Source organism: Brachybacterium sp. AOP43-C2-M15, assembly GCF_052446295.1.
Classification (GTDB): domain Bacteria; phylum Actinomycetota; class Actinomycetes; order Actinomycetales; family Dermabacteraceae; genus Brachybacterium.
In genome coordinates, this window is record NZ_JBQSWB010000003.1 from 74,872 (window position 1) to 89,226 (window position 14,355).

General features: G+C 72.5%; 12 protein-coding genes. 9 read left to right on the top strand and 3 right to left on the bottom strand.

The features are described from left to right. Window positions 1-118 precede the first annotated feature (118 nt). On the bottom strand, window positions 119-1,138 hold the full coding sequence (locus ACT3SP_RS04180) for a LysR family transcriptional regulator (RefSeq protein WP_444585985.1): 1,020 nt from the start codon (window positions 1,136-1,138) through the stop codon (window positions 119-121). Window positions 1,139-1,458: 320 nt separating this feature from the next. On the opposite strand from ACT3SP_RS04180, the gene ACT3SP_RS04185 reads away from it, so the two are divergent. The 3 genes from ACT3SP_RS04185 to ACT3SP_RS04195 are packed head-to-tail and all read left to right on the top strand — an operon-like array spanning window position 1,459 to window position 4,710. Next, the gene (locus tag ACT3SP_RS04185) at window positions 1,459-2,502 is read left to right on the top strand and encodes a tripartite tricarboxylate transporter substrate binding protein (RefSeq protein ID WP_444585986.1); all 1,044 of its coding nucleotides are present in this window, start codon (window positions 1,459-1,461) and stop codon (window positions 2,500-2,502) included. Further along, window positions 2,499-3,158, top strand: a complete 660-nt coding sequence (locus ACT3SP_RS04190) for a tripartite tricarboxylate transporter TctB family protein (protein ID WP_444585987.1) — start codon at window positions 2,499-2,501, stop codon at window positions 3,156-3,158. Before ACT3SP_RS04185 ends, ACT3SP_RS04190 begins: the two co-directional genes overlap by 4 nt. Before the next feature lies 1 nt (window position 3,159). Next, window positions 3,160-4,710: a tripartite tricarboxylate transporter permease gene (locus ACT3SP_RS04195; protein WP_444585988.1), complete on the top strand. Its 1,551-nt coding sequence runs from the start codon at window positions 3,160-3,162 to the stop codon at window positions 4,708-4,710. 31 nt (window positions 4,711-4,741) lie between these two features. Here the strand turns inward: ACT3SP_RS04195 and ACT3SP_RS04200 are convergent, their stop codons facing one another. Further along, a complete protein-coding gene (locus ACT3SP_RS04200; RefSeq protein WP_444585989.1) occupies window positions 4,742-5,503 on the bottom strand; it encodes an SDR family NAD(P)-dependent oxidoreductase in 762 nt (253 codons plus the stop codon). Window positions 5,504-5,950: 447 nt separating this feature from the next. On the opposite strand from ACT3SP_RS04200, the gene ACT3SP_RS04205 reads away from it, so the two are divergent. The 4 genes from ACT3SP_RS04205 to ACT3SP_RS04220 all read left to right on the top strand — a co-directional run bounded on the left by ACT3SP_RS04205 (window position 5,951) and on the right by ACT3SP_RS04220 (window position 10,260). Beyond that, window positions 5,951-7,057 carry a zinc-dependent alcohol dehydrogenase gene (locus ACT3SP_RS04205; RefSeq protein WP_444585990.1) on the top strand — a complete coding sequence of 369 codons (1,107 nt, stop codon included), beginning with the start codon at window positions 5,951-5,953 and terminating at the stop codon, window positions 7,055-7,057. Beyond that, window positions 7,054-8,238 carry an L-rhamnonate dehydratase gene (gene rhmD, locus ACT3SP_RS04210; protein WP_444585991.1) on the top strand — a complete coding sequence of 395 codons (1,185 nt, stop codon included), beginning with the start codon at window positions 7,054-7,056 and terminating at the stop codon, window positions 8,236-8,238. Before ACT3SP_RS04205 ends, rhmD begins: the two co-directional genes overlap by 4 nt. Before the next feature lie 173 nt (window positions 8,239-8,411). After that, entirely contained in the window at window positions 8,412-9,263 is an 852-nt protein-coding gene (locus ACT3SP_RS04215; protein ID WP_444585992.1) for a fumarylacetoacetate hydrolase family protein, read from the top strand. A gap of 28 nt (window positions 9,264-9,291) precedes the next feature. Next, window positions 9,292-10,260: a C-terminal binding protein gene (locus ACT3SP_RS04220; protein WP_444585993.1), complete on the top strand. Its 969-nt coding sequence runs from the start codon at window positions 9,292-9,294 to the stop codon at window positions 10,258-10,260. 65 nt (window positions 10,261-10,325) lie between these two features. Here the strand turns inward: ACT3SP_RS04220 and ACT3SP_RS04225 are convergent, their stop codons facing one another. Next, window positions 10,326-11,114, bottom strand: a complete 789-nt coding sequence (locus ACT3SP_RS04225) for an SDR family NAD(P)-dependent oxidoreductase (protein ID WP_444585994.1) — start codon at window positions 11,112-11,114, stop codon at window positions 10,326-10,328. A 142-nt stretch (window positions 11,115-11,256) separates the two neighbouring features. Here ACT3SP_RS04225 and ACT3SP_RS04230 point away from each other — a divergent pair, with 142 nt between their 5' ends. After that, entirely contained in the window at window positions 11,257-12,171 is a 915-nt protein-coding gene (locus tag ACT3SP_RS04230) for an NAD(P)-dependent oxidoreductase (RefSeq protein WP_444585995.1), read from the top strand. 200 nt (window positions 12,172-12,371) lie between these two features. Beyond that, the gene (locus ACT3SP_RS04235) at window positions 12,372-14,090 is read left to right on the top strand and encodes an IlvD/Edd family dehydratase (RefSeq protein ID WP_444585996.1); all 1,719 of its coding nucleotides are present in this window, start codon (window positions 12,372-12,374) and stop codon (window positions 14,088-14,090) included. The last annotated feature ends 265 nt before the right edge of the window (window positions 14,091-14,355 follow it).

Below are 14,355 nucleotides of genomic sequence, written 5' to 3' on the forward strand. Positions count from 1 at the left end.
GAGCCCCGGCGGGCCGGGGCGTCGTCCTGCCGAGGTGTCGTCCTGCCGGGGTGTCGGTCGGGCCGGTCGGTGCGGACGGGGCGGCACCGTGCCGTCCGCCGCACAATCCCTATAGGATCTATGGCCGCGCCGGGGTCGTCAAGGACCCGGGGTCCGACGGAGGGCACGGCGCGCCGTGCCGGGCCCGCTCGCCGTGGCGCGCGGGGCGCATCCCCGGGGGCGGCTCGGCCGCGAGGATCGCGCGGAAGACCACGTCGACGCTCGGCGAGGAGACCGTGCGCCGGTCCCGGGTGGCGGCGACCAGGCGGCCCTCCTCGATCGTGCCCACCGGGATCACGGCCATCCCCTCGGTGTCGCAGATCCTCGCCGCGAGCGCGTTGAGCACTCCGACGCCGAGCCCGGCGCGGGCCAGGTTCACCACCGTCTGCGGCTGCTCCGTGCGCCAGGCCAGCGGGATCTCGAGGCCCCAGGCGGAGAGTGCGGAGCCGGTGTCCGGATCGACCTCCGCACCGGGCTGGGCGATCGCGACCAGCGGATGCTCGGTGAGCACCTGCGGGGCGAGTGCCTGCGGGGCCGTGGGCGGTCGCGGCGACGGATCCGTCACCAGCGGATGGTCGGGGGGCACGATCGCGACGAACCTCTCGGTCCACAGGTGCACGCTCTGGAGGTCCTCGGAGGGCGGGTCCGCGGCCAGGGAGTGGATGGCGATGTGGAACCGGCCCGCGCCGATCCCGGAGACCAGGTCGGGGGTGGTGTGCTCGGTGAGCTCGATGCGCACCAGGGGGTGCTCGGCGTGGACGGCGGCGATCACCCCGGGCAGGAAACCGGCGCTCACGCTGGGATGGCAGCCGATCACCACCCGTCCGCGCAGAGTGCCCGAGTGCTCCTCGACGGCTTCGACTCCGCGTTCGAGCGCCTCCAGCACGGCACGGGCGTGGGGGAGGAAGGCGGTGCCCAGCTCCGTGGGTCCGATCGGGCGATGGCTGCGGTCCACGAGGGTGCCGCCGAGCGCGCGCTCGAGCGCCGCGACGTGCGTGCTCACCCGGGACTGCGCGCGGTGCAGGGCCCGGGCGGCCCCGGAGAAGCTGCCGTGGTCGATCACCGCCACGAAGGTCTCCAGCCAGTCCGTCTGCTCCACGCGGGGCATCGTGTCCTCCCGGTGACGTCGGGGATCGCGCGGGTCACGATCCGATGTCGGGCAGTGCAGGCATCGCTGCATCGTCGCAGGTCCTGCGGTGCCTGTGACGTACCTTATCAATATCGAATATAGGATTTCCGCATCACGGATCGCCCCTCACGCGGTTCCCCGGGGGAGGGCGCTGTAGCTTTCGGAGCACCTCGACGGCGAGGTCGACCGGAGCTCGGCTCCCGTCCGCTGCGGCCCGTCGGCCCGCCACGAGGTGTTCCCGCACAGATCCCCACGATGGAACAGACCCTCACGATGAAGTGGAGTCCGACATGAAGCGCACCACCCGAAGCCGCCGTCTCCTGTCCGCGATCGCCGGCGCCGCCGTGCTGGGCCTGGTGGCCGCCGGCTGCTCCGGCGGGGCCGGCGAGGGAGAGGCCGACGACACCGCCGTCCAGGCCTGCAACGACATCGACGCCGAGTACCCCAGCGGGCCCATCGAGCTGATCGTGCCCTGGGCCGCCGGCGGCGGCACCGACGGCGTCGCCCGCCTCATCGGCGATCAGCTCTCCGACCAGCTCGGCACCAACGTCAACGTCGTCAACCGCACCGGCGGCTCCGGCGTCGTCGGCCACCAGGCGATGGTCGACGCGACCCCCGACGGGCAGACGATCGGCCTGGTCACCGTCGAGATCGGGATGATGCACCACCAAGGGCTCACGGACATCAGCGGCGAGGACCTCACCGCCATCTCGCAGATGAACGAGGACGGCGCCGGCATCACCGTCGCCGCCGACGCGGAGTGGGAGACCGCCGCGGACCTCCTGACCCACATCGAGGAGAACCCGGGCGAGGTCACCGCCTCCGGCACCGGTCAGGGCGGCATCTGGCACCTCGCCCTGCTGGGCATGCTGCTGGACAACGACCTGCCCGTGGACTCCGTGAACTTCGTGCCCTCCGAAGGAGCTGCCCCGGCGCTGCAGGAGCTCGTCGCCGGCGGCATCGACATGACCACCAACGCGCTCGGCGAGTCCAAGACGATGCTCGACTCCGACCGCGCGAAGGCCCTCGGCGTCATGGGCACGGAGCGCGATCCCGCGTTCCCCGACGTCGAGACCCTGCAGGAGCAGCTCGGCTCGGAGTACTCGATGTCCGTCTGGCGCGGCATCGCGGGACCCCTGGATCTCGAGCCCACCGTCGTGGAGGAGCTCGAGTGCCACCTCGGCCTGATCGCCGAGTCCGAGGCGTTCAACGAGTTCATGACCGACTCGGGCCTGGGCGTGAAGTACGCCGGCGCCGAGGACTTCCAGACCCTCATGCGCGAGGACGACGCGCAGAAGGGCGAGGTCATGGAGGAAGCGGGACTCGCGCAGTGACCACCGCCCAGGACTCGACCGGCCCCGCCGACTCTCGAGGCTCGGGCGGCCTGCGGCAGAACCTCGTCATCGGGGCGTGCTCGGTCCTCGCCGGGGCGATCGTCATCCCCTACGGCGCCTCCATGCCGTACATCCGCGAGGGGATCCCCGGCCCGGGCCTGTTCCCCATGATGATCGGCGGCCTGCTGATCCTGTTCGGCGTGCTGCTGGCCCTGACCAGCCTGCTCGCGCGCCGTCGGGAGCGGCGGCGCCTCGAGGAGCTCGCCGCCGCGGGGTTGACGCCGGCGGTCCTCGAGGGGCCCGCGGACGACGCGCTGTCGCTGACCGGGGCCGCCGTCCCGGGCTCCGCCGAGGACGTCCCGGCCGAGGAGCTCGCGACCGTGGCGGTCATGGACACCGACATCGGCTCCGACGGCGCGCGGCGCTGGATCAACGGCGCGGTGCTCATGGGCGCGATCGTCGTCTACGTCCTGCTCGCCGAGGTGCTCGGCTTCCCGCTCACCATGGCCGTCCTGGTCACGGCGATCGTGTGGTCGCTGCGGGCGAAGTGGTGGGTCGCGGTGACCACGGGCGTGCTGACCTCCGTGGGCCTGTGGGCCATGTTCGAGCAGGCCCTGATGGTCCAGCTGCCCGACGGCATCCTCCGGGGGTTCTGAGATGATCGAGAACTTCGGCAGCGCCCTCGAGCTGGTCGCCGATCCCACGACGATCCTGGTGGTCCTCCTGGCCGCCGTGTTCGGCCTGGTCATCGGAGCTCTCCCGGGCATGACGGCCACCCTGGCCGCCGCCCTGCTGGTCCCCTTCACCTTCTTCCTCGATCCGGTGCCCGCGATCGCCGCGATCATCACCATGTCGGCGATGGCGATCTTCGCCGGGGACGTCCCCAGCGCGCTGCTGAGGATCCCCGGCACGCCCTCGTCGGCCGCCTACACCGAGGACGCCTACGCGCTGACCCGCAACGGCAAGGGAGCCATCGGCCTCGGGGTCTCCCTGGTCGCCTCGGTGCTCGGCGGGCTCTTCGGCTCGGTGATGCTGATCTTCGTCTCCCCGGTGCTCGGGGAGTTCGCCCTGCGATTCACCAGCTACGAGTACTTCTGGGTGGCGGTCCTGGGGCTCACCGCCGCGGTCATCGTCTCCAAGGGCGCGCAGCTCAAGGGCGGTATCGCGCTCATGGTGGGGCTGCTGGTCTCGACCGTCGGCCTCGACGTGACCCTCGGGCATCCGCGCTTCACGTTCGGCGAGGAGCAGCTGTTCCGGGGCGTCGACTTCATCGCCGCGATGATCGGCCTGTTCGGTCTCTCCGAGGTGCTGCGGGCGGTCACCGCGAAGAAGGGCCAGTCGATGCCGATCCCGCGGATCCAGGGCCAGGGGATGCTCCGTCCCACCTTCGGCGCGATCTGGCGGAACAAGGGCCGGGTCGGCACCGGCTCGGTCATCGGCGGCATCGTCGGCGCGCTGCCGGGCGCCGGGGCGGACATCGCCGCCTGGATCGCGTACGCCTTCACCCGGGCGACCAGTCGGATCCGGCCGGGCAAGAACGCGGCGGACGCCCAGCGGGTCGAGGCGATCTCCGGCGCGTCCAGCGCGAACAACGCGGGCATCGCCTCGGCCTACGTGCCGACGCTCGCCTTCGGCATCCCCGGGGACACCATCACCGCGATCCTCATCGGGGTGCTGCTGGTCAAGGGCATCACCCCCGGTCCGGACCTGTTCCTCTACCAGACCGACACCCTGTACGCCCTCTACATCATCTTCATCGTCGCGAACCTGCTGCTGCTCCCGCTGGGGTTCCTGCTGATCCGGGCCTCGGGGCTGGTGCTGCGGATCCCGCGCTCGGTGCTGATGGGGCTGATCGTCGCGATCTCGATCTGCGGCGCGTTCGCGATCAACAACGGCTACCTCGAGGTGGGTCTGATGGTGATCTTCGGGGTGATGGGATACCTCTTCGAGAAGGGCGGGATCCCGCTGGCCCCCGTCGTGCTCGGCATCGTGCTGGGTCCGATCGTCGAGCGCACGTTCATGCAGTCCGTGATCAAGACGAACTGGAACCTCGCCGAGTTCTTCACCCGTCCGATCAGCGCGGTGCTCATCGTGCTGGTGGTCCTCGCGATCGCCTCCTCGCCGATGATGAGCTGGCTGGGTCGGCGCGCCGAGCGGGCCACCGCCCGCAAGGCGGCGCAGGAGGGCTCCTCCGCCGGGAGCGCCTGAGACGCCGCCCCGCCCGAGACGCTGCCGCGTCTCAGGTGCGGGTGCGCAGGTTCGTCATGCCGCCGTCGACGGGAAGCAGCACCCCGGTGGTGGAGCGGTTGCGCGGGGAGGCGAGGTAGCAGTGCGCCTCGGCGACCTCCTCGGGCTCCACCAGGCGGCCGTGCGGCTGGCGGGCGTTCAGCGCCGCGCGCTCGGCCTCGGGGTCCTCGGCCTTCTCGAGCAGCCGCCCGATCCACGGCGTGTTGGCCGTGCCCGGCACGACGGCGTTGACGCGGATCCCCTCGGCCACCCAGTCGGCGGCCATGGCCAGGGTCATCGCCTGGACCGCTCCCTTGGAGGCGGAGTAGAGCACGCGCTCGGGCAGCCCGAGCATCGAGGCGATCGAGGCGGTGTTGACCACCACGGCGGCCTCGGAGCGGCGCAGATGGGGAAGGGCGGCGGTGGACACGCGGGCCACGGAGACGACGTTGACGTCGAGCACGCGCGTCCACTCGGCGTCGTCGTTGGCGTCGACCTGGCCCTGGGCCCCGATCCCGGCGTTGTTGATGACGATGTCGAGACCGCCCAGCTCCTGGGCGGCGCGGTCCACCGCGGCCGTCACCGCGGCGGAGTCGGTGACATCGACCTGGATCCGCAGCGCTCCCTCCGGGGCACCGGAGGGGTCGAGGTCGAGGGCTGCGGCGCTCGCGCCGCGGGCCTGCAGGGCGCGGAGGGTGGCGGCGCCGATGCCGGCCCCGCCCCCGGTCACGAGGGCCTTGAGGCCGGCGAACTCGAGATCTGACTGCGGTGCCATGCGGGGTTCTCCTCATCGAGAGCGGGATCGGGTCGGACGGTGCCTGGCCGGTCCCTGCCGGGCCGGACGGCGCAAGGTCGATCAGCGCCAGGGCCGACAGCGCCAGGGCCGACAGCGCCAGGTCGAACGGCGCCCGTCGTCGAGGTCATCATCCTCGCCCGGGGCCCGGAGCGGGAGCGATGCCCGCCCCGCGGCGCGGGCCGATGCGGGCGCGCATCCGGGTCTGTGCTGGTCACGACGCTGCGCTCAGGACATTATCAATATGGGATAGAGGATTCGCGGAACGCGGATCGCTCGGGCCCCCGGCGGAGCACCGACGGGAAGTAGCGTCGGACCATCTCACCGCGGAGAGGCCGACGGCCGCCGCAGAGCTGCGGTGCACGGCGCCGTCGTCCGCGCACAGGCCGTCACGGGCCCGCCGCGCGCCCCGATCCCGAGGAGACCCCGATGCGAGCGCTCGTGCTGACCGACTTCCACCACCTCGACGTCGTCGAGCGCGACCGCCCCGCGCCGGGCCCGGGGGAGGTGCTGCTGCGCATCTGCGCCACCGGCATCTGCGGATCCGACGTCCACGGCTTCACCGGGGAGAACGGGCGGCGGATCCCGGGCCAGATCATGGGGCACGAGTCCTCCGGCACCATCGCCGAGTTGGGGGAGGGGGTGGACCCCGGTGCGTTCCCGCTCGCGGCGCCGGCGACCTTCAACCCCGTCGTCGTGCCCGAGGAGCACGTCGAGACGCACCGCGGCCGCGAGCACCACGCCCCCGGCAAGCACGTCATCGGCGTCGCCGCGGAGGTGCAGGCCTCCTTCGCGGACTACGTGGTGGTGCCGGAGCGCAACGTGCTGCTGCTGGACCCGCGGATGCCCCTGCACCTCGGAGCGCTCATCGAGCCGCTCGCGGTCGCCGTGCACGCCGTGGGCCTCGGCGACCCCGCCCCGGAGGAGAAGGTGCTGGTGATCGGCGGGGGACCGATCGGGCAGAGCGTCGTCATCGCGCTGCAGCGGGCGGGGGTGAGGGACATCGTGCTCTCCGAGCGGGACCCGGCGCGCCGCGAGCTGGTCACCGCGCTCGGAGCGGTCGCGGTGGACCCCGCGGCGGGGGGCATGGCCGAAAGGGTGGCCGAGGTGCTCGGCGGCCCCGCTGATCTCGCGATCGACGCCGTCGGCCTCAGCCCCACGATGGCCGACGCGCTCGCCGCGACCGCGCTCGGCGGCCGCGTGGTGCTGGTGGGCATGGGGTCGCCCCGCCTCGAGCTCCCGGCCTTCGCGATCAGCACCGAGGAGCGCTCCATCCTGGGCTCCTTCACCTACTCCGCCCAGGACTTCGCGGACGCGACCGCGTGGATCGGCGAGCACGCCGAGGAGGTCGCCCCGCTGGTCAGCGCCGTGGTCGGGCCCGAGAAGGCGCAGGAGTCGTTCGCCGCGCTCGCCGCCGGGCAGGGACCGGCGGGCAAGATCCTGGTCCGCTTCGACGCTGAGGGCTCCGACGCAGGGGGCTCCGGCGCAGAGGGCCCCGGCGCAGAGGAGTCCGGCGCAGAGGAGGGGGCCGCATGAGCACCCACCACCGCACCATCGCCCACGTGCGCGCCTTCACCGTCACCGGCGGCGGCGCCGACTACCACGACCAGGGCGCCGACCACTGGATCGACGACCACATCTCCACCCCGATGTCCGTCTACCCCGAGTACGCCGACTCCCGGCAGTCCTTCGGGCTGAACGTGCTGGGCACGCTCATGGTGGAGATCGAGGCCGACGACGGCACCGTCGGCTTCGCGGTCTCCACCGGCGGCGACCTCGGGGCCTGGATCGTCGAGAAGCACCTCGTGCGCTTCCTCGAGGGTGCGAGGGTCACCGACATCGAGCGCCTCTGGGACCAGATGTACCGCTCGACCCTGTTCTACGGCCGCCGCGGCATCGTGCTGAACACCATCAGCGCCGTCGATCTCGCCCTCTACGACCTGCTGGGACGCCTGCGCCAGGAGCCGGTGCACGCCCTGCTCGGCGGGCCCGTGCGGGACGAGCTCACGATGTACGCCACCGGCGCCCGCCCGGACATCGCGAAGGAGCTCGGCTTCCTCGGCGGCAAGATGCCGCTGCACCACGGCCCGGCCGACGGGGAGGAGGGGATGGAGAAGAACATCGCGCTGCTCGCGGACATGCGCGAGCGGGTGGGCGAGGACTTCTGGCTCATGTACGACTGCTGGATGTCGCTCGACGTCGACTACGCGACCCGCCTCGCGCACCGCGCCCACGAGCACGGGCTGCGCTGGCTCGAGGAGGCGCTGATCCCCGACGACTACTGGGGCTACCAGCAGCTGCGCCGCAACGCCCCGAAGGGCATGCTCATCACGACCGGCGAGCACGAGGCCACCCGCTGGGGCTTCCGCCAGCTGCTCGAGATGGGCTGCGCGGACATCATCCAGCCCGACGTGGGCTGGTGCGGCGGCATCACCGAGCTGCTGAAGATCTCCGCGCTCGCCGACGCGCACGGGGCGATGGTGGTGCCCCACGGCTCCTCCGTGTACTCGTACCACTTCGTCATCACCCGCACGAACAGCCCGTTCAGCGAGTTCCTCATGATGCACCCGACGGCCGAGGAGGTCGTCCCGATGTTCGCCCCGATGCTGCTCGGGGAGCCCGTCCCGGTCGACGGCAGGATCACCGTGCCGGACACCCCGGGCTTCGGCGTCGAGTTCAACCCGGAGATCCCCACCCATCGCCCGTTCCCTCACTGACCCGATCACCCACTGACCCCTGCACCCACTGACCCGCCCCGCAGACGTCGGACGTATTGCCCTGCGGTCCGCGAGGGCGAGGCACCACCTCGCCTGGCACAGTGGGCATCGGACTTCGCACCGGTGACCGCCGCGGCCGCGGACCACCCCCGCCCCTTCGAAGGAGAACTCCCATGGAACTGCGACGACTCGGACCGATCGGCCAGGAGCGGCCCGCCCTCGTGGAGGACGGCGTCACCTACCGCCTGGACCCGCTGACCGCCGACATCACCGGCGCCTTCCTCGCCGACGGCGGCATCGAGAAGGCGGCCGCCGCGCTCGCCGCCGGCGAGCTGGGCGTCTGGGAGGGCGCGGACGGCGAGCGCATCGGTGCCCCCATCGCCCGCCCCGAGGCCGTCGTCTGCATCGGCCAGAACTACGCCGCGCACGCCGCGGAGTCCGGCGCCGAGCCGCCGACCACCCCGATCGTGTTCTTCAAGCACCCCAACACCGTGGTGGGCCCGCACGACGAGGTCCCGATCCCGCCGCGCGCCACCAAGGTGGACTGGGAGGTCGAGCTGGGCGTGGTGATCGGTCGGCGCGCCTCGTACCTGAAGGACGAGCAGGAGGCGCTCGACGTCATCGCCGGTTACGTCACCAGCCATGACGTCTCCGAGCGCGACTTCCAGATCGCCGAGTCCGGGGGCCAGTGGTCCAAGGGCAAGTGCGCCGAGAACTTCAACCCCGTCGGCCCCGCCCTGGTGCCCGCCGCGGAGGTCGAGCAGCAGTCGCTGCGCCTGTGGTCGAGCGTGAACGGCGAGGCCCGTCAGGACTCCACCACCGCGGACATGATCTTCACCGTGGCGCAGCTCGTGCACCACCTCTCGCAGTACATGGTGCTCTCGCCCGGCGACCTCATCAACACGGGCACCCCGCAGGGCGTGGCCCTCTCGGGCCGTTTCCCCTACCTCGCCGACGGCGACGTGGTGGAGCTGGGCATCGAGGGTCTCGGCACGCAGCGCCAGGTGTTCGTCCAGCGCGGCTGAGCGAGCGAGAACGCAGGGGAGGAGTCCGATGAAGATCGTCATCGTGGACAGCGACAACGAGAGCTTCGACGAGGAGGAGCAGGTCACCGCCGGTCTGGGCATCGAGCTGGGCCGTGCCCAGGCCCAGGACGAGCAGCAGGCCGTGGACGCGGCCCGCGGCGCCGACGGGATCCTGGTGCAGTACGCCCCGATCACCGCCGCGGTGATGGACGAGCTGCCGGACCTGCGGGCGATCGGCCGCTACGGCGTCGGGGTCGACACCCTCGACGTCGAGGCGGCCACCGCCCGCGGCATCGCCGTGTGCAACGTGCCCGACTACGGCGTCCAGGACGTCAGCGACCACGCGATAGCCCTGACGATGTCCGTGGTGCGGGGCACGGTGCAGCTGGACCGGCTGGTCCGGGACGGGAGGTACGGCCTGGTGCCCGTCAAGCCGCTCCATCGCGTCTCCGCCCTCCGCTTCGGCGTGGTGGGGCTGGGACGGATCGGGGCCGCGACCGCGGTCAAGGCCCGCGCCCTGGGATTCACCGTCGTCGGCAGCGACCCGCTGCTCGAGGTCGGCACCCGCACGGCCGACGGCATCGAGGTGGTCGACGCCGAGACCGTCCTGGGCACGTGCGACGTGGTGAGTCTCCATGTCCCGCTGCTGGAGTCCACGCACCACCTGATCGACGAGGACGCCCTGGCGCGCATGAGGCCCGGCGCGGTGCTGATCAACACCTGCCGCGGCGGTGTGGTGGACACCGCGGCGGTGGCGCGGGCGCTGCTGGACGGGCGGCTCAAGGGGGCCGGCCTGGACGTCTTCGAGGAGGAGCCGCTCCCCGCGGACAGCCCCCTGCTCGACTGCCCCAGCGCGGTGCTGACCCCTCACGCCTCCTGGTACAGCGAGGAGTCCTACTCCGAGCTCAAGCGCCGCGTCACCGAGGCGGTGGCGGCGGTGATCCGCGGCGAGCGGCCGCGCGACATCCTCAATCCCGAGGTGCTCGAGAGCCGCTGAGGTGCGCGAGAGGGCTGGGTCGCGCCCGGCCCGTCGGCCCCGGTGCCCTCGGGGGCGTGGTGCCCTCAGTGGATGTGCGAGCCGCCGTTGATGTCCAGGGTGACCCCGGTGAGGTATCCGCCGTCGCGGCCCAGCAGGTAGGCGATGCCGCCGGCGACGTCCTCGACGGTGCCCACCCGACCCACCGGCAGCTCCTGCAGCAGGAACTCCTTGCGCTCGTCGCTCAGGCGCCCGCCCATGATGTCGGTGTCGATCGAGCCCGGGGCGACGGAGTTCGCGGTGATGCCGTACTCGCCGAGCTCGCGGGCCCAGGTCTTCGCCATGCCCAGCAGCGCGGCCTTCGAGCCCGAGTAGGCGGCGCGTCCGTAGACCCCGCCGCCGCGCTCGGCCGAGGCGGAGGAGACGTTGACGATGCGCCCCAGGCCGTGGCGACGGAACACGCTCACGGCCTCGCGGGTCACGAAGAAGGTGCCGTGCACGTTGACGTCGAACACGCGCTTCCACTCCTCGGTGCCGACCTCGGTGAACGGTGTGGGGGAGGAGATCCCGGCGTTGTTGACCACCCCCACCAGCTGCGGGAGCTCCGCGTCGATGCGGGCGACCGCGTCGATGACGGCCTGCTCGTCGGCGATGTCCACCCCCAGGCCCAGGGCCGGCGTGCCGTGCTCGGTCGAGATCTGCTCGGCGACGCTCCGGGAGGCGCTCTCGTCGAGGTCCAGGACGGCGACCGCCCAGCCGTCCCGGGCGAGCCGGGTCGCGGTGGCGCGGCCGATGCCGCGCTCGGAGGCCGCACCGGTGACGATCGCGGTGGGGGTGTCGGGGAAGTCGGTGGCCGGGTAGGGGGTGAGCGCCATGGTCGGGATCCTTCGCGGAGGGGAGCGGAATCGTCGCGGGGTGGGTGAGACTGTGGTCGGGACACCGATCCCGGGCGGCCTCCGACGGCCGCCGTCGCCACATCGCACGCGCGGGCCGCCGAGCCCGGGAGGGACGGCCGACATGTCGCACGGACTCACCCCCGCCGAGGTCCACGCTACGCCGCCGGGCGCGGGTCCCGCTCCCACCGTCTCCGTGCTGGGACTGGGGCCGATGGGGGCGCCGATCGCCCGGTCACTGCTCGCCGCCGGCCGGGCTCCCGCGGTGTGGAACCGCACCCGGGCGCGCGCCGAGGAGCTCGCTGCCGAGGGTGCGCGGCTCGCGGACACGGTCGCCGAGGCCGCGGCCGACGTGGTGCTGGCCGTGCTGCCGGACGTCCCCCAGCTGCGCTCCGTGCTCGACGAGCAGGCCCTCGACGCCTTCGCGGCGGCCGGGACGCTGCTGGTGATCACCTCCACCACCGGTCCGGAGCAGGTGCGATCCCTCGCCGAGGACCTCGCCGATCACGGGATCCGCGTGCTGGACTGCCCGATGTCCGGGGGCGTCGCCGGGGCGGCTGCGGGGACGCTGAGCCTCATGGTGGGGGGCCGGGAGCAGGACGTGGCCCGTGCCCTGCCCGTGCTCGAGACGATCGGCGGCACCGTCACGCACCTGGGGCCCCTGGGCGCGGGGTCCCTCGCCAAGCTGTGCAACCAGGTCGTGGTCGCCGGCACCCTGGCCTCGATCGCCGAGGCGCTCGGCCTGGCGCGCGCGGGCGGCCTCGACGTCGACGCGCTGCTGCGGGTGCTCGACGGCGGACTGGCGTCCGGTGAGCTGCTCACCCAGAAGCGGCGGAAGCTGGCAGACAGGGAGTACTCCCTGGGCGGCAGCACGGACAACCAGGTCAAGGACCTGCTCTACGCGACCGCGGCGATGGAGGACCTCGGGCTGGAGGGTCGACTGACCCCGGTGCTGCTCGAGGAGTTCCGCGAGGTCGTCGCCCGCGGCGGTGGGCAGCTGGACCACGCGATGATCCAGGAGCTGTTCCTCCGCGGATGACGGGACGCGGATGACGGGACGCGGGTGACCGGACGCGGATGACCGGGCGAGCGCGCCAGGGCTAGTGTGGCGAGAGGCCGTGCGGGTGCCGGCCCGTCGGGGTCGGAGAACAGCGATGTCCGACGTGACCGTCGGCGAGAGGTTCGAGGTCGAGCTTCCCGGGGCGCGTCCTCCCCTCGACCCAGGAGAGAGAGCACAGCATGTCCGGACTGCGCAGCGCCGAGTGGTACGTCGGGAGCGGGAGGAACGCCTACATCCACCGCGCCTGGATGCGGCGGGGACTGCCCGCCTCCGCCTTCGAGGGCGAGCGCCCCCACATCGCCATCGCCAACACCGCGAGCGACCTGGTGCCCTGCAACATGCACCTCACCGAGGTCGCGCGCTCGGTCTCCCACGGCGTCTACGAGGCCGGCGGCGTCCCGCTCGAGCTCCCCGTGCCCGGCCTCGGGGAGACGCTGGTGCGGCCCACCGCGATGCTGTGGCGGAACCTCGCCGCGATGCAGATCGAGGAGATGCTCCGCGCCAACCCGATCGACGGAGTCGTGCTCCTGGGCGGCTGCGACAAGACCGTCCCCGCGCTGCTGATGGCCGCGGCCTCGGTGGGCCTGCCCGCCCTCGTCGTGCCGGGCGGCCCGATGATCTCCGGCTCCTTCCGCGGCAGGCCCCTCGGCTGCGGGACCGACGTGTGGAAGCTCAGCGAGGACGTGCGCGGCGGCGAGCTCTCCTCCGAGGACTTCCTCAGCTCGGAGTCCTCGATGATCCGCTCCAAGGGCCACTGCAACACGATGGGCACGGCCTCGACGATGGGCCTGCTCGCCGAGGCCCTCGGCATGGTGATCCCCGGCCTGGCCGGCACTCCCGCGCCGGACTCCCGACTCCTCGAGGGCGCCCATGCGAGCGGACGCCGGATCGTGGAGATGGTCGCCGAGGAGCTCACCCCGCAGAAGGTCATCACCGAGGCGAGCATCCGCAACGCGATCGTCGCGCTGGCCGCGATCGGCGGGTCGACCAACGCCGTCGTCCACCTGCTGGCCATCGCCGGCCGCCTGGGCCTGGACGTCTCGATCGACGACTTCGACAGGATCGGCGCCGACGTCCCGCTCCTGGTGAACCTGCAGCCCTCGGGCGAGCACCTCATGGACGACCTCTTCCGCGCCGGGGGCTTCCTGGCGGTGCTGAAGGAGGTGCGCGAGCTGCTGGACCCCGCGGCGCTGACCGTCTCCGGGACGCCGCTGGTCGACCACCTCGAGTCGGCCAGGATCTGGGACGGCGACGTCATCTCCTCCCGCGGCGAGCCCCTCCAGGAGCGGGCCGGGATCGCGGTGCTGCGCGGGAACCTCGCCCCCGGCGGGGCGATCGTGAAGCCGGCGGCGGCGACGCCCCGTCTGCTCCAGCACCGCGGTCGGGCCGTGGTGTTCGACTCGATCGAGGACTTCCACGAGCGGATCGACGACCCCCGGCTCGAGGTCGACGAGGACTCCGTGCTGATCCTGCGCGGCTGCGGCCCGAAGGGCTATCCCGGGATGCCGGAGGTCGCGAACATGCCGCTGCCCCGCCGGCTCCTCGAGGCCGGGGTGCGGGACATGGTGCGCATCTGCGACGGGCGCATGAGCGGCACCGCCTACGGGACCGTGGTGCTGCACGTGACGCCGGAGGCGGCCGACGGAGGACCTCTCGCCCTGGTCCGGACCGGGGACTCGATCGTCCTGGACGTCGCGGCCCGACGCCTGGACGTCGAGCTCAGCGACCAGGAGCTGGCCGAGCGCACGCCGAGTCCGGAGACCCTAGCGGCCTTCGCAGCGCCCGAGCGGGGATGGCAGCGGCTCTACGTCGAGCACGTCACGCAGGCGAGCACGGGCGCGGACCTCGACTTCCTGGTCGGCGCCAGCGGTCCCGAGGTGCACCGCGAGTCGCACTGAGCGCCGTCGCACCGAGCGCCGTCGCACCGAGCGCCGTCGCACCGAGCGCGGTCGCCCTGAGCGCCCCCGCACCGTCGGCGCACGGATCCCTCGGCCCCTGGCGGCACGGGCTCCGCCGAGTCATCGGATCTCCTGACCGGCAGGCGTGACGGTTCGGGGGATCGATGCGATCGACAGCACGCTGCACCGCGAGAAACTTCCCAAAGATCCGATGTCTCGCGGTATGCTGTCCAGCATCGCCCCTGCCGCTCCGCTCCGCGCCGAC

What these genes read in the sequence shown, in the direction of transcription:
- ACT3SP_RS04185 (WP_444585986.1), top strand. Translation starts at nt 1,459, where the DNA reads ATGAAGCGCACCACCCGAAGCCGCCGTCTCCTGTCCGCGATCGCCGGC.
- ACT3SP_RS04195 (WP_444585988.1), top strand. Translation starts at nt 3,160, where the DNA reads ATGATCGAGAACTTCGGCAGCGCCCTCGAGCTGGTCGCCGATCCCACG.
- ACT3SP_RS04200 (WP_444585989.1), bottom strand. Translation starts at nt 5,503, where the DNA reads ATGGCACCGCAGTCAGATCTCGAGTTCGCCGGCCTCAAGGCCCTCGTG.
- ACT3SP_RS04205 (WP_444585990.1), top strand. Translation starts at nt 5,951, where the DNA reads ATGCGAGCGCTCGTGCTGACCGACTTCCACCACCTCGACGTCGTCGAG.
- rhmD (WP_444585991.1), top strand. Translation starts at nt 7,054, where the DNA reads ATGAGCACCCACCACCGCACCATCGCCCACGTGCGCGCCTTCACCGTC.
- ACT3SP_RS04215 (WP_444585992.1), top strand. Translation starts at nt 8,412, where the DNA reads ATGGAACTGCGACGACTCGGACCGATCGGCCAGGAGCGGCCCGCCCTC.
- ACT3SP_RS04220 (WP_444585993.1), top strand. Translation starts at nt 9,292, where the DNA reads ATGAAGATCGTCATCGTGGACAGCGACAACGAGAGCTTCGACGAGGAG.
- ACT3SP_RS04225 (WP_444585994.1), bottom strand. Translation starts at nt 11,114, where the DNA reads ATGGCGCTCACCCCCTACCCGGCCACCGACTTCCCCGACACCCCCACC.
- ACT3SP_RS04230 (WP_444585995.1), top strand. Translation starts at nt 11,257, where the DNA reads ATGTCGCACGGACTCACCCCCGCCGAGGTCCACGCTACGCCGCCGGGC.
- ACT3SP_RS04235 (WP_444585996.1), top strand. Translation starts at nt 12,372, where the DNA reads ATGTCCGGACTGCGCAGCGCCGAGTGGTACGTCGGGAGCGGGAGGAAC.